The organism is Paenibacillus sp. YN15, from assembly GCF_003285005.1.
Classification (GTDB): domain Bacteria; phylum Bacillota; class Bacilli; order Paenibacillales; family NBRC-103111; genus Paenibacillus_AR.
This window is the reverse complement of record NZ_QMFA01000005.1, coordinates 100,443-123,046: the sequence shown is the minus strand read 5'-3', so window position 1 is coordinate 123,046 and position 22,604 is coordinate 100,443. Positions and strand designations below refer to the sequence as shown.

At 57.4% G+C, this 22,604-nt stretch carries 12 protein-coding genes; 8 read left to right on the top strand and 4 right to left on the bottom strand.

Annotation, left to right across the window (positions count from 1 at the left end; translation table 11 throughout):
• Positions 1–91: 91 nt before the first annotated feature.
• Positions 92–4,837: an immunoglobulin-like domain-containing protein gene (locus DQG13_RS06355; RefSeq protein ID WP_113018908.1), complete on the top strand. Its 4,746-nt coding sequence runs from the start codon at positions 92–94 to the stop codon at positions 4,835–4,837.
• Between the two features lie 148 nt (positions 4,838–4,985).
• The gene (locus DQG13_RS06350) at positions 4,986–7,349 is read left to right on the top strand and encodes a carbohydrate-binding protein (RefSeq protein WP_181592615.1); all 2,364 of its coding nucleotides are present in this window, start codon (positions 4,986–4,988) and stop codon (positions 7,347–7,349) included.
• 529 nt (positions 7,350–7,878) lie between these two features.
• Here DQG13_RS06350 and DQG13_RS06345 read toward each other — a convergent pair.
• A complete protein-coding gene (locus DQG13_RS06345) occupies positions 7,879–9,129 on the bottom strand; it encodes an ROK family transcriptional regulator (RefSeq protein WP_220094333.1) in 1,251 nt (416 codons plus the stop codon).
• A 207-nt stretch (positions 9,130–9,336) separates the two neighbouring features.
• Between DQG13_RS06345 and xylA the strand changes: the two genes are divergently transcribed.
• The 4 genes from xylA (at position 9,337) to yyaC (ending at position 16,023) form a co-directional block, all read left to right on the top strand.
• The gene (gene xylA, locus DQG13_RS06340; protein WP_113018906.1) at positions 9,337–10,653 is read left to right on the top strand and encodes a xylose isomerase; all 1,317 of its coding nucleotides are present in this window, start codon (positions 9,337–9,339) and stop codon (positions 10,651–10,653) included.
• Between the two features lie 631 nt (positions 10,654–11,284).
• Positions 11,285–13,627, top strand: coding sequence for a PAS domain-containing sensor histidine kinase (locus DQG13_RS06335; RefSeq protein WP_113018905.1), 2,343 nt, complete (start codon positions 11,285–11,287; stop codon positions 13,625–13,627).
• A 90-nt stretch (positions 13,628–13,717) separates the two neighbouring features.
• Positions 13,718–15,406, top strand: coding sequence for a formate--tetrahydrofolate ligase (locus DQG13_RS06330; protein ID WP_113018904.1), 1,689 nt, complete (start codon positions 13,718–13,720; stop codon positions 15,404–15,406).
• A 38-nt stretch (positions 15,407–15,444) separates the two neighbouring features.
• Positions 15,445–16,023, top strand: a complete 579-nt coding sequence (gene yyaC, locus DQG13_RS06325) for a spore protease YyaC (RefSeq protein ID WP_113018903.1) — start codon at positions 15,445–15,447, stop codon at positions 16,021–16,023.
• 162 nt (positions 16,024–16,185) lie between these two features.
• Here yyaC and serS read toward each other — a convergent pair whose 3' ends face one another.
• Positions 16,186–17,478: a serine--tRNA ligase gene (gene serS / locus DQG13_RS06320; protein WP_113018902.1), complete on the bottom strand. Its 1,293-nt coding sequence runs from the start codon at positions 17,476–17,478 to the stop codon at positions 16,186–16,188.
• Positions 17,479–17,906: 428 nt separating this feature from the next.
• Between serS and DQG13_RS06315 the strand changes: the two genes are divergently transcribed.
• Positions 17,907–19,754 carry an ABC transporter ATP-binding protein gene (locus tag DQG13_RS06315; RefSeq protein WP_113018901.1) on the top strand — a complete coding sequence of 616 codons (1,848 nt, stop codon included), beginning with the start codon at positions 17,907–17,909 and terminating at the stop codon, positions 19,752–19,754.
• Positions 19,755–19,764: 10 nt separating this feature from the next.
• Here the strand turns inward: DQG13_RS06315 and DQG13_RS06310 are convergent, their stop codons facing one another.
• A complete protein-coding gene (locus DQG13_RS06310) occupies positions 19,765–20,214 on the bottom strand; it encodes a bactofilin family protein (protein ID WP_113018900.1) in 450 nt (149 codons plus the stop codon).
• 2 nt (positions 20,215–20,216) lie between these two features.
• Complete coding sequence (locus tag DQG13_RS06305) at positions 20,217–21,209, bottom strand: M23 family metallopeptidase (RefSeq protein WP_181592614.1); 993 nt, start codon at positions 21,207–21,209, stop codon at positions 20,217–20,219.
• A 187-nt stretch (positions 21,210–21,396) separates the two neighbouring features.
• On the opposite strand from DQG13_RS06305, the gene DQG13_RS06300 reads away from it, so the two are divergent.
• Positions 21,397–22,488: a ParM/StbA family protein gene (locus tag DQG13_RS06300; protein ID WP_113018898.1), complete on the top strand. Its 1,092-nt coding sequence runs from the start codon at positions 21,397–21,399 to the stop codon at positions 22,486–22,488.
• The last annotated feature ends 116 nt before the right edge of the window (positions 22,489–22,604 follow it).

Sequence of the window (22,604 nt, the reverse complement as noted above, 5' to 3'; positions counted from 1 at the left end):
AGTTATCAGACACGCCCCAGGGCGATGAACGAAGGAGTCTGTCCGCCGGGCAGACTCCAGGATATCCTGAAGATGGAGGTATCAAGCATCTATGAATAATATGATCAGCAGGAAAGGGTGGAAACAGGCCAAACGTCCTTTCAGCGCTCTGACCGCAGGGATGTTGGCTGTTTCAATGGCACTGGGCCTGGCTCCGGCATTCCCGGAAACGGCCCAGGCGGAGGTTTCCCCAACAGCCCAGGTCCTGACGGCGGATTACGGCACAAGCGCCGGTCCATTGATCCGGACTGAACAATTCAACAATACGAACTACGCGCCTCTGCCTGTCCATGTGGTGGACGAATTGAAGGGGATTAAAACCAAGATCGTCCGGGATTTCGTCAAAATCAACTGGTACTACAACAAGGACCCGAACAATTCGGACTTGCTTGCCTACAGCATCGAAACTCCGGAGAATCTGGAGACCAATCCCGATCTTCAGCACGGCCGCAAGGAAACCTATGACTTTATGGGCCAATTTGCGGACTCCATTTTGATCTCTCTGGCCTATTCCTACGGCGGAGACACCAATCCCGGCAAGAACCGCCTTCTGTCGGGGGAAACCACGATGAACTGGGATGAATATGACAAGGCCATGCGGGTCATTATCAAGACGCTGAAGGAGAAAAATCCCAAGCTGGAATACATCGAGGTAGGCAACGAGCCCAACCTGGAGCCTGCATACTTTGGGCATGTCAAGGATGATATCCCGGGATACATGCGAATGTATGAAGGCATGTCCAAGGCAGTGGTGTGGGTCAACCAGCAATTGGGGCTCAATGATACCTTCGGTTCCAACGGTGTGCGCCTGAAGGTAGGCGGTCCGGTCCTCTCCGGCTACAATTTTGCCAAGCAGAAGGAATTTGTGGACATCGCCTATCAGAACCATTATCAGGTTGACTTTGTCTCCTGGCACCGGTACCGGCAGGAAATTACCGAGAATGAAACGCAAGCCATTCAAATGCGCAATTACCTCAGCGACAAATATCCCGACGCCACTCTGATCGTCAGCGAATACGGCTGGAAAGGCGGAGGGGGATTAACCGACAGCACCAATAATGTCGCTCTGGCCAAGCAGGCGGCATTCATGACGGATTCAGCCTATTTCTACGAGAGAGGCGGTGTGGATATCCCCATGAACTGGGTGGCCGTTCACACGCTGAACGCCTACTTCAAGAACCAGTTTGATGTGGACTATGCGCTCAGCAACGGCACTGTGGGCTGGCAGGAATTTAACTCCAATTATACCGACCCTGTTCGGTATATGAATTTGCGCGGCTGGAGAGAATCGGCTACCACCTCGGGACGCCAGGTGAAAATCCAGGAAATCGAATTTTATGACCCTGCCGGCAATAAAATAGCCGTTCCGAACACAGCCGGCGACCCGTTGATCGCTGTAGCGACTGACGGGGATGAGAGCACTCAGTTTTTGCAAAGCGATTATTGGACGTGGCTCCGGTTTGACTTGGGGGCTGAATACCAAATATCCAAAATAAGGATTAAATGGGGCGATTCACAAGTATACAAATTCCAGGTGGTGGGGACCAGCGACAAGCTCAAGTATCATGAGCTCCTGGGCAAAACTTTCTTTACCCCTTATTTTAACACCATGCGGATGCTTTCCAGATTGGGGGATGAGAAAGTAGCAGTCACCGGCAGCGACACAGGAAATACCGGCGTCAGACTGCTTGCTACCAAGAACAGCGACTCCAAGGCCACCATGATGGTCTGGAATCATCAACTGGACGGCAAGGCCAGCAAGGAAGTCAGCGTTCAGGTGAAGAATCTGCCCGCCAGCTTCCAGGGCAAGTCCATCCGCTACAAGAAATATCTGGTGGATGCCACCCACAGCAATTATGCATACAACAAAAATGACAGCCTGGAAGTCGTCGGCCAAGGAACCATGAATATTACCGGCACGGAAATATTCAATGAGACCCTGACCCCCAACGCTGTGATGCTCATTGAACTGGAGGCGGTGGACTCCAGCATCAACAACATTGTATCCGCAGGCAAAACGGCAACAGGCGACCTGCAGAACCTGGCGGCGCTGGTGGACGGCGATGAGCGGACAAGTGCCGCCGCAGCCAACAACAGCTATCCCCAGTCAGTGGTTATTGATCTGGAAAGAAACTTTACAGTCAGCGGCGCAGAAATCAAGTGGAGCAATGCAGAGCTGCAAAGCTATCATTATTCCATCTCCACAAGTACGGACGGCGGTTCATATTCGACAGTTGTGGATTCCACGTACGGCGCTTGGTCCAAAGGCAGCTCCCTGCACTGGTTCCCAGCCACCGCCCGCTATGTGAAGCTGACCGTCACCGGCTCTTACACCGGACAGCCTCTGTCCATTGACGATATCAGCATCTTCGCCGACGGGCTGTACAAGAATAGCTTCGAGACACCGGAAGAGCGCGACTTGTCGGCCTGGAAGCTGAGAGGATACGGCAACAAGTATACCGCATGGGACTTCGGTACGGATACAGTCACAGGAAACACGTACGCAGTGCCTCACGAGACATTCGGCGACACTTCGGACAACTTCGGCTTTTTCGGAGATAATTCCTGGGCGGATTACGGCATCGAAGCAAGGGTGAAGATCGACAATCCCGCCCATACCGGCGATGTCAAGATGGGGGTAACCGCAAGAGCGGGCAAAGGCCGTGCCGATGAACACCGCAATCTGCATTATTCCCTGCTTCTTGTACGCGGCGCAGGCACCTCCAAATTGGTTCTGCAGCGGGACAATACCGATATGCCGTCAGGCAAAAAGAATATCGAGCTGGACAGTGTTGTGCTTGATTCCATTGATCCCACCCGGTGGTACACCTTGAGGCTGGAAGCGGTAGGGGACAACCTGAAGGGCTATCTGGACGGCACGCTGATGGTGGAATACACCGATAACAACGTCTATGACGGCAATCCCGCGCGGCTTTCGGCCGGATGGGCCGGCGTACGCGGCAGCAAAACCAAGGTGCAGTTTGATGATATTCATGTTTATCCCATCATGCCTTTGCTCGGGGATATTCAGGTGAACGGAGCTTCCATCAGCGGCTTCAATCCTCTGAAGAATGAATATGAGGTGAAGCTGGCCGGTCCCGGCTCGGATAAAGCAACCGTCACCGGAACCGTCTACGGCGGAGCCAATGCCGTGGTTTATCCCGCCTCCTCCGGAGAGCTTGCGCTGGGAGGAACAGGCGAGAATGTAGTGCATATGATCTCCTCCCTGTCCACAGCGGGCAACGGGGCAACCTATTACAAAGTCAGTCTGCGCAAGGCCAGCGAGGATGCAACGCTAAGCTCGCTGAAGCTGTCGGTGATCCCGGACAGCGGAGCTTATAATCCCAATGAGCTGGCACCCGGGGATATTCTCCTGATTCCCGGCGTGTATGAATACGATGTGAAGATTCCTTCCCGCACTGCTTATGTATCCGTTAAGGAGGCTCTGCCTACGGTAAGCAATCTGGCCACAGCCGTAGCCGCCAATACGGCCATTGTAAACGGACAAGGCACAATTACCGTCGACGTTACGGCAGAGTCCGGAAAAATCCAGAGATACACCCTGCATCTGACGGCCAATGAGGAAGCGCCTCTCGGAACCATCCTGTATGAGGAAAACTTTGAAAACGGGAGCTACAATCAGGATGCGTCCACCGGTTGGAGGAATATGGACAATACTCAGGGGCAGCATCTGAGAGTAGCGGATGACGTATCCGGCAAGGTCTTGGAGAAACATACCAATGACAACATGCCCTTCGTGGTCGGCAACAGCTCTTGGACCAACTACGAGGTGAGGGCAAGAGTAAGAGCGACTGCGGACACCGGCTTGCCGGGCATTATCGCCCGCGCTTCGGATGATGCCAGGAACTTCTACATGCTCCGCATTCATAACGGCGAGAACAATCTTGCCGGCGGCAGCACAGGCTATATTGCACTGGGAAGAGTCGTGAACAACAGCCTGAAGGAATCCGCCATCAAGAAGCCGTTTCCGTATGAAGAAGGAAAATGGTACCAGCTGCGGCTTATTGTGAACGGCAACCGTCTCATCGGATACGTGGACGATAAGCTGGTGTTCGATGTCACCGATACCGGCAGCGGACTGTTCCCGGATAATCCTCCGCCGCTGACACAGGGCAAAGCCGGCATCCGGGTAGCCAACAGACCTGCGCAGATCGACGATTACGTGGTTGCCCTGCTGCCGGGGGATAACACCCCTGTGCCGGATGTTGTCAAACCGGTCATTACCCTGAACGGCGATGGGGCAATATCGATTCCGGTGGGAAGCGAATATACCGATGCGGGAGCAACCGCCACAGATAATGTGGATGGGGATCTGACTGCGGCGATTGCCGTGACAGGCCAGGTCAATACCGCTGTTCCTGGCGTGTACACCCTCCGTTACAACGTTAGCGATGCAGCGGGCAATGCGGCCAATGAGGTGATACGGACAGTAACGGTTTTCGCCGTTATTGGCGAAGGCAAATCCTTTGTTGTGACAGGCGGTCTGGTGGATCAGGCCCAGGGACTGACCGCAAGGGTCAATGTGATTCCGGTAGCCGGTGCTCAGGTCCATGACGGCGACGAAGTGGTATACTTCCAATTGCTTAAGGGCAATACTCCGGTTTCCTATGTGGCCCTGAAGAGCGATATTACCGATTTAACCACGTTTGTGGCCCATTTTGATGTACCGGACCCGGAGAATACGGCGTATTCCATCCGCGTGCTGGTGGTGGACCAGTTGTTCCCGGCAAACGGGGAGCTGCCTGCCGCCTTGTCTGACAAAGTGGTTCTCGACTAACAATAGGAGTTGCAGCGGGATTGCCGACAGCTGGGATTTTAGGCAATCCTGCTTTTTCTCAATAGCTTGACAACGCTTACAAATTTATCGATGAAAGGATGGCGACATGATGAACGCAAGGTTGGCAAGACAAATAGGGAGGGGGCTTTTGGCATTGGCCCTCTTGGTTCCGCTGGTCCAGGCTGCACCGGAGAAGGCGGAGGCGGCAAATGCGGCGACGGTTACTGTCAATGCGGGAAGTATTGTGGACAGCAGCATGAACAATCCCTCCTGGTACCTGAACCAGTCGGGGCTGAAGTCCGCTTCCACGGCGGGCCCGTCCTACTGGGAGAATCTGAAGAACAGCGACACCCGCTATGTGCGGGCCTGGTTCAAACCCACCAAGTATTATAACCGGACAACCGGCGTATACAATTACGATTACCAGAATTCCTATATGGAGCAGTTGGGCAAATATGCCCAGCGGATTATCCTGAATGTGGACCAGTGCGACCAGGCGGATATGGGCTTTAACCCCTCCACCATGACCATTACCAATTCCACCGCCTGCCGGAATGTGCTGAAGAACGGCATCAAGGAGTACAAGAAGCGCTATCCGCAAATCGAGTATATCGAGGCCTTCAACGAGCCGGACAAGGACTGGGATATCGAAACCTACGAGATGCCTGCGGTTCCGCCCAAAAGCTCCGGCTACGCCCCCAGTCCCAAGCTGTATTACGAATGGTACAAGGTCTTCTACAGCGTTATTAATGAGATCAACGCGGAGCTGAACCCTCCGATTCCGCTGAAGCTTGGCGGGCCGGCTCTGGGCTTTTACAACACAACCTATATTGATGCTTTTCTGAATGCATACAGAGACGATACCAATCCCAACAAACGGCTGGACTTTATCTCTTACCACCAGTACCGCCAGCGGGGAACGGGAGTGGCGGAAAATCCGGGACCGGCCGCCGTAAAGAACGAAAGATCAATTCTCGAAACCAAGCTGACCAACCGGGGGCTGGACCCGCAAACCAAGGTGTTCGTAACCGAATACGGCGTATTCCCGGGACCGGCCACCGGCCCCAAGGGGCATTCGGACAATACCCAGGCCCAGGACCAATTGACCCAGGCCGCAGCCATGGCCACAACGGGCATGTATTATGTGGAGGGCGGCATGACCATGCCCATGCATTGGACCATCGATCATGGCGACAATCCCCGCAAGGACATGTTCGTGGACGGGCTGGACGGCGTTCCCCTGCCTTATTACAATGTGCTGAAGATGCAATCCATGCTGAAGACCTCCCGCATCGCCTCCTCCACCTCTGCCGGAGCCCTGAACGCCACCACCGGCCTGGGCGTCCACAGTTTGGCCACCCGGGATGATTCCGGCATTGCCGTCATGTTCGTCAATTATCAGTGGGATCAGATCGCCGCGGGGCAGGGGATGGATTACAATGTAACGACCACCATCAACAATATCCCTGCCTCCCTGTTCTCGGGAAGCCGCAAGATGCGCCTGGAGCGCTACCAGATCGACAATACCAACAGCAATTACAACAGCGGCGCGGCCAATGCCCCCTTGAAGAAGATTGAGGACGTGGTCCTGGATTACAGCAGCACGCTGACCCGGCCTTCCTTCTATATGGGCAAAAATACCATTACCCTGATGGTGCTGACTCCGGTGCACCGTTATGAGCTGGAGTCCTCCGCCATCGCCAAAACGGTATCCAGCGGCGACTCCCAAACCAATGTCAGTGATGCCGCGGCATCGGGAGGGGCCTTCAACAAATTTGACAGCAATGCAGTGGGGGACTATGTGGAATATACGCTGAATGTGCCGCAGACGGGAACCTACGCCGTTATGGCCCGGGTGAAAAAGGGAGCTGACCGGGGCAAGTTCGAGCTGACGGTGGACGGAGCCATTGTGGGGAGCTGGAAGGACTTGTACGCCGCCGACCAGGGGTTTGAGGAAATCTACATCGGCAACAAATATTTTGGAGCTGCGGGCAGCAAGAAGTTCCGCCTGACGGTAAAAGACAGGAACGCCGCCAGCAGCGGGTACAGCGCGGGATTTGATTTTATCGAGCTGGTGCCCCGGTCCGCCGTTACCTATGAGCTGGAGCAGCTTTCGCCCCAGGTGGGCATTCCCACCCAGCAGGACCCGTACTACTTCATTAGCGATACCACCGCATCGGGAGGCAAATTCGTGAAATACGCGGCCACCGGAGCAGGCGCCAACAACAATATCCGCTTTCTGATCCATGTGAAGGAGGCGGGGGAATACAAGCTGTATGTCAGCGGGAAAACCTATACCACCAGAGGCAAGTACCAGGTGTATGTGGATGGCGCGGCTCTTGGCGGAGTGCAGGACCAGTATGCTACAACGGAAGCCTATGCGGATACCCTTATTGGCAAGGTGGTGTTCGACAAGCCGGGGGTCAAGGAGATCAAGCTTCAGATCACCGGCAAAAACAGCGCCAGCACCGGCTACGACCTGTCCCTGGACACCCTCCGGCTGGAGCCGTAGCTATCTAAGGAGGGAGGAGACAGAAGGGATGGCGGCGGCAAAAGAATAATAGCGTACAACAAATGTATGCTATTTAAATAAAACCGTTGATTTTACGCAAATAGGGTACACAAAATGTATGCTAAAGCCGGTCGAAGCCTGCTTCAGGGACAAAATAGAGCAAATAGCAAACACTTTATGATTGCTATTTAGGATTTTTCGGGGGAAATGGCCGATTAGCATACAATTGTTGGCGCTTACATTCCCCTATGTGGATTCCTCCGCCTCGCCATCACTCGGGAGGCCCCCGTTCTGCCGTCACCCGTGAGGATTCTATTTTGCCCTCGCCTGGCGAGATTCTGTTTTCCATCCTCCGGCAGATTTGATTCGCATCACCTGGTTGATCCTGCTTTGCTGTCATCCGGCAGATTCCGCTGCCTCTGCTTGGGCCTGCAACGTTACTGCCCATCGAATCATAACCCGCCTCACCCACGCTAAAACGGGCATCCCTTCGGGATGCCCATTTTCCGTTGGCCCGCGCACAACGCGCTTAGCCGTTCATGCCCACGCTGACCTGGCGCTCCGCGAAGAAGCCGGAAACGGCCAGGGAGGCGGCCCCGGCTACGCAGGAGCGCAGTCCCAGGCCGGCGAACTCCAGCCGAAGCCGCTCCCGGTGATACGGCAGGGCCCGCTCCTGGATCACTTCGCGGACGGAGGGGGCCAGCCACCGCTCCGCCAGAGTAAACCGGTTGCCGATAATGATCAGCTCCGGGTTGAAGGTGTTGATAATGTTCACGATGCCCACGCCCAGATAGCGGCCCGTCCGCCGGAACAGCTCCTGCGCCGCCTCATTGCCGGAATCGGCCAACGCGGCCAGAGCCTCCAGCTCCGCCTGCCGCGGCGCCTCGGAGGCGCTGTCGTCCGCTTCCGGGCGGGCCTCCGCCTCGGCATTGCCCGCATCATCCGGGCTGAGCAGCGCCTCCGCCTCAGCCAGAATGGCCTGCTCCGAGGCGTACAGCTCCCAGCAGCCCACATTGCCGCAGCGGCAGGGCCGCCCGTCCGCGTGGACGGTGATGTGGCCCATTTCGCCGGAATAGCCTGACGCGCCGCGGTACAGCTCGTCCTTCAGGATAATGCCGGAGCCGATGCCGATCCCCACGCTGATATAGATCAGATTGGAGACATTCCGGCCGATGCCGAATTCCTTCTCGCCTACCGCCCCGGCATTGGCCTCGTTGTCGATGATCACGGGCACCTTAAATTCCGCCTCCAGCATGGATTGGAGGGGGACATTCCGCCAGCCCAGATTGGGGGCGAACAGCACGGTCCCCTGATCGTCCGTGATGCCGGGCACACCCACGCCGATGCCGACAACCCCGTAGGGGCTGGCCGGAGCCTTGTTCATCAGGCGGCGCAGACATTCCTTGAGCCTCCCCAGCACCTGCTCCGGGCTGTTCATGCCCCGCAGGCTGGAGCGGGTTTCATGGATGATGGTTCCCTTCAAATCCGTCAGCACCGCATGGATATCCCTCACGCCCAAATCCACCCCTACGGCATAACCCGCCTCCTGGCGGAAAACCAGCATCACCGGCTTGCGCCCGCCGCTGGATTCGCCGGTGCCGATTTCGTACAGCAGATTCTCCTCCATCAGCTCGGCCACCAGAGTGGACACGGTCGCCTTGGTCAGGCCCGTGGTTTTGGCCACCTCCGCCCGGGACAGGGGGGAGGCCTTGCGCAGAAGCTCCAGGACGATGGATTTATTGATTTTTTTCATCAGGTTCAAATCGCCGGTTATTTTCAAAAGTTGCTCACCTCAAGCCGCAGTTGGTCCGAGCCGTTTGCCGAATAATAACTCATTATAAAGGGTAAGATTCGATGTGAATACCATTATTTTAGCGTATCGGATGAAATCCTGTCAAAGTTAGTTTAATCAATAGACAAACTAAGTATCCGGTGCTATGATAAGAGTGAAGGAAAATGAGATTGATTTTACAGGAGGATTCATTTAATGGGCGCTTACTTTGGAAATGTTCCGGCAATTCCTTTTGAAGGCAAGAATTCCGCCAACCCGCTGTCCTACAAATTCTACAATCCGGAGGCTGTTGTCGCCGGCAAAACCATGAAGGAATGGCTGCGTTTCTCCGTCGCTTATTGGCATTCTTTCACTTATAACGGCTCCGACCCCTTCGGCGCCGGCACCATGGTGCGCGACTGGGACCGCTTCACCGGTCTGGATCTGGCCAAGGCCCGCGTGGAAGCCGCTTTCGAGCTGATGGAAATTCTCGATGCCCCCTACTTCGCATTCCATGACCGCGACATTGCTCCCGAAGGCGATACTCTGCAGGAGACCAACAAGAACCTGGACATTATCGTGGCTCAAATTAAGGAAAATATGAAGTCCAGCGGCCGCAAGCTGCTGTGGAATACCGCCAATATGTTCTCCAATCCGCGTTTTGTGCATGGCGCTGCTACCACCAGCAATGCCGAGGTGTACGCTTACGCCGCCGCGCAAGTGAAGAAGCAGCTGGAGGTGGGCAAGGAGCTGGGGGCGGAAAACTACGTATTCTGGGGCGGCCGCGAAGGCTACGAAACCCTGCTGAACACCGATATGAAGCTGGAGCTGGACAATCTGGCGCGTTTCTTCCATATGGCCAAGGACTACGCCAAGGAAATCGGCTTTGACGCCCAGTTCCTCATCGAGCCGAAGCCGAAGGAGCCTACCAAGCATCAATATGATTTTGATGCCGCCACTACCCTTTCTTTCCTGAGAGGTTATGATCTGGATAAAACCTTCAAGCTGAACCTGGAAGCCAACCACGCTACCCTGGCCGGCCACACCTTCGAGCATGAGCTGACTGTAGCCCGGATCAACGGCATGCTGGGCTCCATCGACGCCAACCAAGGCGACGAGCTGCTGGGCTGGGATACCGATGAATTCCCGACGAACCTGTACAGCTCCACCCTGGCCATGTACGAAATTCTGAAGAACGGCGGCCTGGGCAAAGGCGGTGTAAACTTCGACTCCAAAACCCGCCGCGCCTCCTTTGAGCCGATTGACGTGGTATACTCCCACATCGCCGGTATGGACAGCTTTGCCAGAGGCCTGCAAGTGGCTGCCAAGCTTCTTGAAGACAAGGTGCTGGAAAACGTGGTGGCAGACCGTTACGCCTCCTTCAAAACCGGCATTGGCGCAGAGATCGCAGCCGGCAAAGCCGACTTCAAGTCTCTGGAAGCCTACGCTCTGCAAAACAATCCTATCGTCAACGTGTCCGGCCGCCAAGAGCTGATCAAGTCTGTCCTGAACCAATATCTGTTGAACGCTTAATCATCTGTGCCCCAGGGACATAACCCTCCCAATCTCCAAGCCGAAAGCCCTGTTAAAGGGTTTTCGGCTTTTTTGAAGTTAAGGGTAGTTTGAAGCTGCGAAGGGGAGGGACGGAACGGAGCGGCTCTTATTGCGGAAAAAGCGAGGGTTTGGATTTTTTGCGGAACTGAGGGGCTCTTACGCGGCGAAAATGGGGCGGAGTGAGGCGGCGGTGAACTGCTACGGGCCTATAAGCGCTTCACAGTTCCGTTTAGGATGCGAATCAGCCCCGAAAGCTGCTTTAAGGGCCGCTCAGTTCCGTCCCTCTTCCGAGGGGAGGGAGAGGGGGAAGCTGCTGCGCCGTGGCCGTGCTGCCGGAAGGAGCCGCGTCAGGAGCGCGAGCGAGAACCCGCGCTATGAAGGGGAGCCCTCTAATGGCTCAACTCTCTCTGTCTGCACGTTTTTGTTCCCAGCCGCCCAAAAAGGCATTTTGGAACCATTCATCTCTTAATATTTCCCTTGACGGGAGATTTTTTTCATTTTTAGCTGGGAAACTGGTAAGGTTTCACGTAAAATTGGTTGTATAAGGAATGGTATTTCTTGCTGCCGCTGGCAAGGCAAACCATGGGAGTTGGAAGGGGACATCTTACGGATGAGACGGAGAGGAAGAGCAGTTGCGGTTTTGATTTCGGTGGCATTAGCCAGTCTGCTGTATGTGATAGTCTGGCTCTGTAACGGCAGATTCCCCGTGGTCCGCCCTGTTGGGCTGCTGTGGTTTCTGGGGTCCGCAGGCGCAGCGTATGCAGCGGGCCATTATTATGACAAATCGGGGGCGCTTGGCCGGGCAAACGACGGCTACGGCCTGCTGGACATCCAGCCTGATCCGGTGTTCCTGTTTCATGGGGACGAGCCGGTCTACATGAATGCCGCTGCCGCAAAATGGTTGGCTTCCTCCAGCTTGGTCAGTTACCGACACCTGCTTCAACTCGTTCATCCCGAGGACCGTCAGCGGCTGGAGGAGCTTGGCGCTCCGGAGCCGGACCAGTCCCGGCGGCTGGAGCTGCGCAGCTTGAGCCCGGAGGGAGCGGAGCTGGAGAGCGAATGGATTTTCACCGGCTTTCTCGCCTCAGGCAGGGTCCTGCAGCAGGTAATGATCCGCGGTTTGTTCGGCCAGCGGCGGATTCGCCAGGAGATGGAGCGGGTGGAGCGCTCATTTAATGAAATTTTGCGCCATCAGCAGGGCATTATTTTCAAATACATAGGGGATGCCGAAGGAGCTTTCACGTGTACGCTCTGGACGGGAGAGCTGGCCCTGAAGCTGGGGCTGCCGGATGAACGGGTCAGCGGGCATTCTCTTCAGGAGGTTTTCCAGCCGGACACCGCCAAGTCCATCGGCGACTATTTCCGCATTGCGTGGGAGGAAGAGCGGCAGGTGGTCTTTGAGATCACCATAGCCTCCACCCCTTGCCTCATTACCCTCCAACCCTTCGGGGGAGAAGCGGAGGGACGGGAGATTCTGGGCTACTGCATGGATATCAGCGAGCGGAAGGAAACGGAGGCGGAGCTGACCTGGACCAAGGAGATGCTGGAATCCTTTTTCAACAATACCTCGGATGCCATTTGCGTGACGGATCTGAACGGGGACAACCTGCATGTGAATGAGGCGTTTATGGGGTTGTTCGGATGGTGCTATGAGGAGTGTATCGGCAAAAGTGTCTTTCTCACCGTCCCGCCCGATTTGCAGGAGGAGGTGCAGAACCTTCATGAGGCGGTGGAGTTCGGCGGCCATATCAGCGGGTACGAAACCCGCAGACTCAAGCGCAATGGCGATGAGTTTGATGTGAGCGTTACCATTTCCCCCATCCGCAACGGCGCCGGGAATACCATTGCCATCGCCTCCATTTCCCGGGACATTACGGAGAACAAGCGGGTGGAGGCGGCGCTGCGCCGCAGTGAAATGAAATACCGGCTGATCGCGGAAAATATGACGGACATCATCGGCGTTCTGAACCCGCTGGGAGAGATTGAATACTGGTCGCCCTCCAGCCGGGTTTTGCTGGGAGCGGAGCCGGAGGAATTAATAGGCAGGAGCATATACCGCTGGCTGCATCCCGACGATAAAAGCCGCATGGCCCATTTTTTGCAGAAGCCCCAGGACGCCCAAACCGCTGATGTGGCCGAGATGAAGCTTCGCCACGCCGAAGGCCATTGGGTGGTGCTGGAGATTTCCTGCCGCTGGATTCCCGACCTGGAGCAAGGGGAGGTGCCGAGCCTTCTGATGGTGGGGCGGGATGTCACCGAGCGCAAGCAGGCCGAGGAGATGCTTCTCAAGTCGGAAAAGCTGTCGGTGGTGGGCCAGCTTGCCGCCGGGGTCGCCCACGAAATCCGCAACCCGCTTACCTCGCTGAAGGGCTTTTTGCAGCTGCTGCAGCAAAGAACCAACGAGAATGAGTTTTTCTTCGAGCTGATGCTTTCGGAGCTGGACCGCATCAATAATATCGTCAGTGAGTTTTTGGTGCTTTCGAAGCCCCAAATTACCAGAATGGAGCCGCGGAATCTGGTGCAGATCGTCCAGGTGGTCATTGCTTTTCTAAGCAGCCAGGCCCTATTGAACAATGTTCAAATTATCCCCAATGTGCTGACGGCGGATGAGGTCATTGTGGAATGCGACGAGAACCAGCTGAAGCAGGTTTTTATCAATTTGCTGAAAAATGCAGTGGAATCCATGATGCGGGGAGGAATCATTACGGTCACGCTGTCCCATCCCGCTCCCGGCCGGGTGAATGTGCGTTTTGAGGACCAGGGGCAGGGCATTCCGAAGGAGAGGCTGCAGAAGCTGGGAGAGCCTTTTTATACCACGAAGGAAAAAGGGACCGGGCTGGGGCTTATGGTCAGCTTCCGGATCATCCAGGAGCACGGCGGCACAGTAGATGTCCAAAGCGAGGTGGGGATCGGCACAATATTCGACGTGAATTTGCCGGTGAGGAGCCAGTGAGGGGAAGTAGTCGTTTTTCCAACGGGAATATGGTATTCTGTTGGCATGTGCAAGTATTTTTTCGACAAATCAAGGACAGGACCAGGTGAAATGATGGCAACAGGAGCAATTGTCAGTGATATTGAAATCGCCCGGCAGGCCCGTATGGAACGGATTGGCGCCATTGCGGAGGAACTGGGGCTCAAGGAGGAAGAGTGGGAGGGGTACGGACGCTACAAGGCCAAAATTGACCTGAGCGTCCTGCGCCGGCTGGAGAACAAGCCGGAAGGCAAGCTGATTCTGGTCACCTCCATTAATCCTACTGCGGCAGGCGAAGGCAAAACAACGGTCAGCGTGGGACTGGCCCAGGCGCTGAACCGGATCGGACGCAAAACAGTGCTGGCGGTGCGGGAGCCTTCCTTGGGTCCCTGCTTCGGGCTGAAGGGCGGAGCGGCAGGCGGCGGCTATTCCCAGGTTGTGCCGATGGAGGATATCAATCTGCATTTTACCGGGGATATGCATGCGGTTACCTCGGCTCATAATCTGTTGGCGGCGTTGATTGACAACCACCTCCAGCAGGGCAATGCCCTTGGGCTGGACCCGCGCCGGATTGTGTGGAAGCGTGTGGTGGATATGAATGACCGGGCTCTCCGTCATATCATGATCGGCATGGGCGGCAAAACGGAGGGTGTGCCCCGGGAGGACGGGTTCGAAATTACGGTGGCCTCCGAAATTATGGCCATTCTCTGCCTGACTGAGGGACTGGGTGAGCTGAAGGAGGCGCTCTCCCGGATGCTCATCGGCTATACCTATGCGGGACAAGCGGTATATGTGCGGGATCTGCAGGCCCAGGGGGCCATGACGGTGCTGCTGAAGGAAGCGGTAAAGCCCAATCTGGTGCAGACGTTGGAAAATACTCCGGCGCTGGTCCATGGAGGACCGTTCGCCAATATCGCCCATGGCTGCAACAGCCTTACCGCCACCCGGATGGCGTTGAAGCTGGGGGAATTTGCCGTGACCGAAGCAGGCTTCGGTGCGGATCTGGGCGCGGAGAAATTCCTGCATATCAAATGCGGCAAAGGCGGCTTGAGCCCTGCAGCTGTGGTCATTGTCGCCACTGTACGGGCACTGAAGCTTCATGGCGGCGCAGCCAAGGATGCGCTGGCCCAAGAGGATTTGGCCGCATTGGCCCGGGGCTTTGCCAACCTGCAAAAGCACGCGGAATCCATAGCGGCTGTGCGCCTGCCTTTTGTGGTGGCGGTGAATGAATTCCCCACGGATACGGAAGGGGAAGTGGAGCTGCTGAAGCGGCTGTGCCGGGAGCGCGGCTTTGCCGTGGAGCTGTGCCGGGTGTGGGAGCAGGGCGGCGCCGGCGGCGTGGAGCTGGCCCGCGCGGTTGTTGCCGCTGCCGAAGGGGCGGGAGCGGGATTTGTGCCTGCGTACCGGCCGGAGGACGAGATTCCGGTTAAGGCGGAGGCCATTGCCCGGACCTTTTATGGCGCGGAGGGCGTGAGCTTTACGGACAAGGCCCGCAAGCAGATCGAGGAGTTCAAGAAGAATGGCTGGGACAAGCTGCCCTTGTGTATGGCCAAAACCCAGTATTCCCTATCCGATCAGGCGGCGCTTGTGGGCAGGCCGGAGGGCTTCACCATCACCATCCGCGAGCTGAAGCCTTCCCTGGGAGCAGGCTTTATTGTCGCCATGACGGGAGACATTCTGCGGATGCCGGGTCTGCCCAAGGTGCCGGCTGCCCTGCGTATGGACATTGACGAGAACGGCACGGTTCACGGGCTGTTCTAGGATAAGAGAACAGATTGACAGACGGAGGTTTGGGATACATGCTCCAACAGTGGTCCGGCGGACAAGCTGCTTCGGGAGCAGCGGGCGGCGGCTGGCGCAAAACGGCAGGCGGGGCCAAGCTGCCGGAGCTTTTCCGGCGCATCCGCGAATCGGGCGTGAGGCGGGAGCAGCTGGTGTTCCTGTGCATCGGCACAGACCGCTCCAGCGGCGACGCTTTTGGGCCATTGACTGGAACGTTCCTTCGGGAAGCGGGGTTTAGCCTGGTGGTCGGCACCCTGGACAAACCCTGCGACGGGGACACCTGGGCCGGGTGCTTGAAGGAGCTGGAGGCCATGCTGTTTGCCGCGGCGGCGGGGCGCGCGGTTGTGGCCGTGGACGCCTGTCTGGGAAGCGCCGCAAGCCTTGGGCTGTTCCTGATGCGGGACGGGCCGCTCACTCCCGGCGCCTCCCTCCGCCGCGGGCTGCCGCCGGTAGGGGATTACTCCATCGGCGGCATTGTCTGCGAGAACCGGGCGCATCCCTACACAGCCCTGCAAACCGCGCCCTTGGGCCGGGTGCTGCCCATGGCCCGCCAGGTGGTTCAGGCGGCGCTGGAGGTTTTCCCGGCGGAGGCATGAGCCATCGGCGGGGCCGCAAGCTTATATGCAACCTGAAGAAACCCGGCCTAATTTGACCGGGTTTTTTCAGGTTACGCGCATACCCAGCAACCGCGAGGCGCGAAAATGACCCTCAAAGCGCCAAGGTGGTAACACGCGGAAGTTAGCGCAAGCTTTTGGCGGCTACGGTTGCAGCCCCTGCGGGACCAGCTTGGCCAAGCCGTTCAGGTACGGCTGCAAAGCGGCCGGGATGCGGATGGCCCCGTCCTCCTCCTGATGGTTCTCCAGAAGAGGAATCAGAATCCGCGGCGTCGCCACCATGGTGTTGTTCAGCGTGTGGCAATAGCGGAGCCTGCCGTCGCTGTCCCGGTAGCGGATGTTGGCGCGCCTGGCCTGGAAATCATGCAGGTTGGACGAGGAATGGGTTTCCCCGTAAGCCTCCCGGCTGGGCATCCAGGTTTCGATGTCGTACTGCTTGTAGGTTTTCTGGGACATGTCGCCGGCGCAGACTGCCATCACCCGGTAAGGCAGCTCCAAACGCCGGAGCAGCTCCTCCGCATTGGCGGTAATCTCCTGCAGCAGCCCCTCCGACTCTTGCGCCTCGTCCCGGCACAGAACCACCTGCTCCACCTTGGAAAACTGGTGCACCCGGTACAGCCCCCGGACATCCCGCCCTGCGGCTCCCACCTCGCTGCGGAAGCAAACCGACGAAGCCGCCAGCCGTATAGGCCGACTCACATCAACAATCTCTCCGGCGTAATAGGAGACCAGAGGCGCCTCCGAGGTGCCCACCAGGTAGCTGTCCGCTCCCTCCACTTGGTACACCTGATCCCGGCCCAGCGGAAAAAAACCGGTATTCACCAACGCCTCTCCCCGCACCAGCAGGGGCACCTCCATCCACTGAAAGCCCCGCTCCTCCAGCATATCCATGGCCAATTGCTGGACCGCCCGGTGCAGCGCCACTCCCGCCCCCGTCAGATAATAGCTGCGGGCGCCGCCTGTTTTGACGCCGCGGGGAACATTCGCCAGGCGGTGAAGCTCCGCCAGAGCCATATGGTCCCGAGGCGGAAACGCCCACTCGGGCAGGCTGCCCACATGGCGGACCGCCACATTGTCCGCATCCGAAGCCCCCGCCGGCGTATCCGGCGCCGTAATATTGGGGGCCCGCAGCAGCAGCTCCCGGGTTGCAGCCTCTGCCTGCTGCAGCTGCTCCTCCAACAGAGACAGCCGCAAATTCCACTCCTTGACCTGCGCCTTGGCCGCGTTGGCCTCCCCTTGCCGGCCCTCTTGCAGGAGCCGCCCGATGTCCTGGGAAAGCCGGTTGCGGGCCTGCCGCCCCTCCTCTGTCCGGGTCAACAGCCGACGCCTGTTTTCATCCGCCTGAAGCAGCTCCTCCACCGAAAAGGCGATCCCCTTGCGGTCCGCCGCCTCCTGCACAGCCTTGCTGTGCTGCCGAATCCATTTCATGTCCAACATTTTCGCATCCGCTCCATCCCTAAAAAATGCAAAAAGCGCCCTCATCCGTATGGGACGAGGAGCGCTTGGACTCGCGGTGCCACCCAACTTGACCGGAATCTCCTGGCGGAGCATTCCGATCCTCTTTGGTTCCGCGGTAACGGGCGGGCCGGTAAACTTGGAAGAGGCGGAATCCTGCTTCCGCTCTTCTTAGCGAATACGCCTCGGAGTTGGAAGCTCGTCATCGGCCAATGCTGCTTTTGAATTAGTTGCAAGTATACACGATTCACAGCGCTGATGCAAGGGAGGCTGCCGCCCGTGTCGCCCGGTGAGAGGGTTGCAGGCGCGTGCGGTGTGCCAGATACATAGCAAGTGGTTGCGCCTGACCCTTAAGCGTGGGAAAATGGAAGACATGAGAGCGTTTACCACAGAACAACGGAGGAAGCGGCATGCGGATGGGCGGAATGTACGGCGGGGGAATGCCGCCGGGAGGAATGTATAAGGGGCCGGATGCGCCCAAAGCCAAGTGGAGCGAAATGGATTTTGCCAGAGCCTTCAAGCTGTTCCGGCCGTATACCCGGCTTTTGGGGCTGATCCTGCTGCTGGCCTTGGCTTCGGCTTTAATCGGGCTGGTGCCGCCTTTGCTGGTCAAGGAGGTGGTGGACCATGCCATTCCGGGAGGGGACAAAAGCCTGCTGCTGAGGCTGGTTCTGCTGATGGTGCTTTTGCCGGTGGCAGCGGGACTTTTGGGGGTGTGGCAAAATCATCTGAACAACAAGGTCGGCCAGAGTGTAATGCGGGATCTGCGGCATAAGCTGTTCGGGAATTTGCAGCGCCAATCCATGGCCTTCTACACCCATTCCCGGTCGGGGGAAATCATCCAGCGGCTGACGGGGGATGTCCAGGCGGTTCAGGGAGTTGTGACGGGCACAGTGGTCAATGCCATCACCCAGGCGGCGATCACCGTCACCACTGCGGTGATTTTGTTCCGGCTCAATTGGCAGCTTGCCTTGATTGCCCTTGTAATCCTGCCCGTGTTCATCTGGCCGGTGCGCCGGGTGTCGGCCACCCGGAAGCGGCTGCGGGCGGAAACCCAGCGGGCCCGGGGAGAAATGTCCGCCATGCTGGGGGACCTGTTCGGCATCTCCGGGGCTATGCTCACCCGGTTATTCGGGAGAGAGGGTTATCAGGAGGAGCGTTTCGGCGCCTTTAACGAAAAGGTGATGGGGCTGGAGCTGAAGGTCAATCTGGTGGGACGATGGTACGCCATGGCAGTGGGACTGCTGGCGCCTTTGGGGACTGCCGTTATTTTCTGGTACGGCGGGCTCTCCGTCATGAGCAACGGATTGACCGTGGGCGGGATTGTCGCCTTTGTATTCTATGCCGGGCGGCTGTACGGGCCGGTGACCACTCTCTTGAATCTGCATGTGGAGGCGGCCACGGCTATGGGGATTTTCGTCAGGCTGTTCGAATATATGGACATGGAGCCGGAGATCAAAGACGCGCCGGAAGCGAAGGAGCTTCGCGACATCGCGGGCAAGGTGGCTTACCGCAGTGTGTCCTTTCGTTATGCAGGCTCCGGGCAAGGGCGGAACGCCCTTAGCGGCATCAGCTTCCAGGCGGAGCCGGGGGAGCTGGTAGCCATTGTTGGCCCCAGCGGCGCAGGCAAAACCACCCTCATCGGTTTGTTGGCCCGGCTGCATGATCCTGATGAAGGGGCGGTGGAGGTGGACGGCAGGGACCTGCGGGCCATTACCCAGGAGTCCCTGCGGAACGGGCTGGCCTTCGTCACCCAGGACTCTTTCCTGTTCCATGCCACGATCCGGGAAAATCTGCGCTTTGCCCGGCTGGATGCTGCGGACGCGGATTTGGAGCAGGCCTGCAGGGATGCGTACATTCACGAGATGATTGCTGCTCTTCCAGAGGGCTACGACACTATGGTGGGGGAAAGGGGGCACCGCCTGTCCGGCGGGGAACGGCAGCGGCTGGCCATCGCCCGGGCGATTCTCCGCGATCCGCGGATTCTGGTGCTGGACGAAGCTACCTCACATCTGGATTCGGAGTCGGAGGCTTATGTCCAGGCGGCGCTGGAGCGGCTGATGCGGGGCCGGACCACTCTGGTTATCGCCCACCGCCTGTCCACCATTCTGGCGGCTGACCGGATTCTGGTGCTGGAGGAAGGACGGCTGGCGGAGCAGGGCACCCATGAGGAGCTTTTGGCCCAAAACGGGCTTTACGCCAGGCTGTACAGAACCCAATTTCTTAAAGCATCCCCCAAAAGTGAAGTGAAGCTCTGATTACCCGGCTTTACATCGCCATAGAATCGCCGAAGGGGGCGCCCATCATGGAGGGGGGCGTTTTTTCCGGCTGAAGGGGAGCGGCGGCTTCCTTGCCTTCACCGGCCTTGCTCTCCATGCGGCTGCCGCCGTTAAATACGGCTCCTTCGTTGACCACCAGACGGGAGGCGCTGGAATTGCCGTTCAGCTGCCCGCTGGCCAGAATGGTCAGGCTTTCCTTGACCGTGACATTGCCGTGGACAGCTCCGGCAATCACCACATTCCGCGCGTGGATATTGGATTTGACCATGCCCTTTTCCCCGATGACCACATCGCCTGCACTCTCCACATCCCCGTGGATGGTGCCCTCAATCCGCACACCCGCCCGGGAGCGGATTTTTCCTTCAAAGACGCTGCCCTCCCCGATGACCGTATCCATGGCGTCAGGGTTGGTGCTGGCCGCCTTCTTTTTGCTGAACATGGCTATTCATCCTTTCGCGCACCCTTCAGATAGGTGTTGGGATCAACGCTTTTATTATCCTTCAGCACCTCGTAGTGGAGGTGGGGCCCTGTGCTTCTTCCGGTGGAGCCTACAAGGCCGATTTCCTGCCCCTTGGCAATGCCCTCGCCCTTGGACACCCCGATTTTGCTCAAATGCATGTACCAGGTTTTGAGGCCGTTGCCATGATCGATGACAATATTGTTGCCATGGTAAGAATCATAGCCTGTGCTGCTGACCGTCCCGTCCGCTGTAGCGTAGACCGCGGCCCCCGACTTGGCTCCGATATCCAGACCGCTGTGATAAACCATGGAGAGGGTAAACGGGTCCCGGCGCATGCCGAAGGGAGAGGTGATGGTCCGGGAGTCCACCGGCCAAATGCTGGGGGTATGGGCCAGACGGCTCTGCTGCTCCACAACCCGTGATTTGGTTTCATTCAGCTGGGTGTACAGGGATTCCATGGAATTGAGAATGGTATTGTAATGATCGGTGGTTTTGGCGATCAGCTCATCGGTATCCTGCTGGGTGATGGCACGGCTGGTGCCGCCTATCCCCGTAGCAGCGTCACCGTCTCCCGGTTGGACAGCAGCCGGCTCCGAAGACCCGGGGCCCATTCCTACCAAACGCTGCATTTCCTCCTCGAGCCTGCGGATTTCATTCATCCGCTCATCCAACTCGCCGGCTTGCTGGGACAGCCGTAGCAATTCCTCCTGCAGATGATCAATGGTCATATCCCGGCCGGACACGTTGCTCTCGTATATTCTGGTTTGTTCGTTCAGGGCCGTCTGCAGCTCCTGGCTGGTCCGTTTGGCCGAGACGGCATGGTAAGTGGAATAATAGGCCCAGGCGCATGCCGCCGCAAACAGCAGGGGTGTGGCGAGCATGACCAACACCGGGATGCGCAGCCGCAGAACGGACTGGCGGGGATCGCGGATCAGCATGACGGTATAGTGCTTCAACTGCAGTTTTGCTTTCATGAACCTTCTCCCGATGTAGATTTTCAAGAGTTGAAATTCGTCAAATATTGCTGAAAACCTGCATATTTTGAACATTAAATAGAAAATGATTCCATAGTCCCGGAGGATTTTGGCATAAAAAGTAGAAATTCTAACCAATGGACTACAAGCTTTGTCCGGCAATTTTAATGAACTGTCAGGGGGAATAATGATGAAAGTGGCTGGCCTGGATCTGGGGAATGACAGCATCAAACTTGTGCTGGATGGGGGCGGAGAGCCCCTCCTGGTTCCCAATGTGGTGGCGCCCGGTTTTGAGCGCCATATTCTGCAGGAGGAGGACCAGCCTTTGAAGGCCCTGGATGTGGTGGTGCACAGCCCCAAGCTGGCGAAAAACGGGGAACGTTGCTTCGTAGGCCTTTTGGCTATGGAGAATGAGGACAATACGGAGCTGGAGGATATGGATAACAAGGCTCTGTCCGACCAGTCCCTGATTGTGGCCTTAACCGCCCTGGCCTACGCCGGCATTGCTTCGGGATCGGCCAGCCAGAACGGGTACCAGGGTTATGACGAGGTGGAATATGTCATTGGCACCGGTTTGCCGGTGAGGGCTTTTTCCCGTTATCACAGAAGCTTCGAGGAGCGGCTTGTGGGAGAGCATGAGGTTACCTTCCTCACCACCCCCCGGCTGCGCAACCGGAAGGTCAAGGTCTCCGTCAAACGCGCCATCGTATCCATTGAGGGAGCGGCGGCAATGTTTCATATGGCGACCCACGATTCTCTGCAAATCCGGGACGAGGAGCTGTATTTCGGCACCATCGGAGTTTGTGAAATCGGCGCGCTGACCACGGATTTTCCCCTGATCAAACGGATGAATATCGACAACCAGTTCAGCACGGGAGAGCAGATCGGCCTGGCCCACTATATGGATATGATCATCCGCGAGGTGGAGGACCAGTACGGCTACCGCTTCCCCAGCCGCTCCAAGCTGGCCCAGCGGGTGAAAAACGGCGAATTCGCCATCCGGCGCATGGGAGAGGGGCAAACGGATATCAAGCCCATCGTGGACATGTATTTTACCCGGGCGGCCAACCGGATGGTGGAGCTGATCAAGAAGCGCTGGAAGAAGTATCCCGATATCCAGTGCTTCTACGTCATCGGCGGCGGGGCGGCGGCGTTGAAGCCCTATATTCTGGCTGCGGCGGGAAGCCTGAAGCTGCGGTTTGCCGAGGAAAGCGAGCTGCTTAATGTGTACGGCTACTACAAGCTGGCCAAAAGCAAAACCGCGGTGCCAACCCCGTAGTCTGCAGAACCGAGAAAATGATAGAAACGCCAAAAGACGGCTTGCGCGGGCAGGCCGTTTTTTGTCTGGTGCGCCCGGATTCCTCCATCACACCCTTTCGCGGAAGTCCAACAGAC

What these genes read in the sequence shown, in the direction of transcription:
- DQG13_RS06355 (WP_113018908.1), top strand. Translation starts at nt 92, where the DNA reads ATGAATAATATGATCAGCAGGAAAGGGTGGAAACAGGCCAAACGTCCT.
- xylA (WP_113018906.1), top strand. Translation starts at nt 9,337, where the DNA reads ATGGGCGCTTACTTTGGAAATGTTCCGGCAATTCCTTTTGAAGGCAAG.
- DQG13_RS06335 (WP_113018905.1), top strand. Translation starts at nt 11,285, where the DNA reads ATGAGACGGAGAGGAAGAGCAGTTGCGGTTTTGATTTCGGTGGCATTA.
- DQG13_RS06330 (WP_113018904.1), top strand. Translation starts at nt 13,718, where the DNA reads ATGATGGCAACAGGAGCAATTGTCAGTGATATTGAAATCGCCCGGCAG.
- yyaC (WP_113018903.1), top strand. Translation starts at nt 15,445, where the DNA reads ATGCTCCAACAGTGGTCCGGCGGACAAGCTGCTTCGGGAGCAGCGGGC.
- serS (WP_113018902.1), bottom strand. Translation starts at nt 17,478, where the DNA reads ATGTTGGACATGAAATGGATTCGGCAGCACAGCAAGGCTGTGCAGGAG.
- DQG13_RS06315 (WP_113018901.1), top strand. Translation starts at nt 17,907, where the DNA reads ATGCGGATGGGCGGAATGTACGGCGGGGGAATGCCGCCGGGAGGAATG.
- DQG13_RS06310 (WP_113018900.1), bottom strand. Translation starts at nt 20,214, where the DNA reads ATGTTCAGCAAAAAGAAGGCGGCCAGCACCAACCCTGACGCCATGGAT.
- DQG13_RS06305 (WP_181592614.1), bottom strand. Translation starts at nt 21,209, where the DNA reads ATGAAAGCAAAACTGCAGTTGAAGCACTATACCGTCATGCTGATCCGC.
- DQG13_RS06300 (WP_113018898.1), top strand. Translation starts at nt 21,397, where the DNA reads ATGATGAAAGTGGCTGGCCTGGATCTGGGGAATGACAGCATCAAACTT.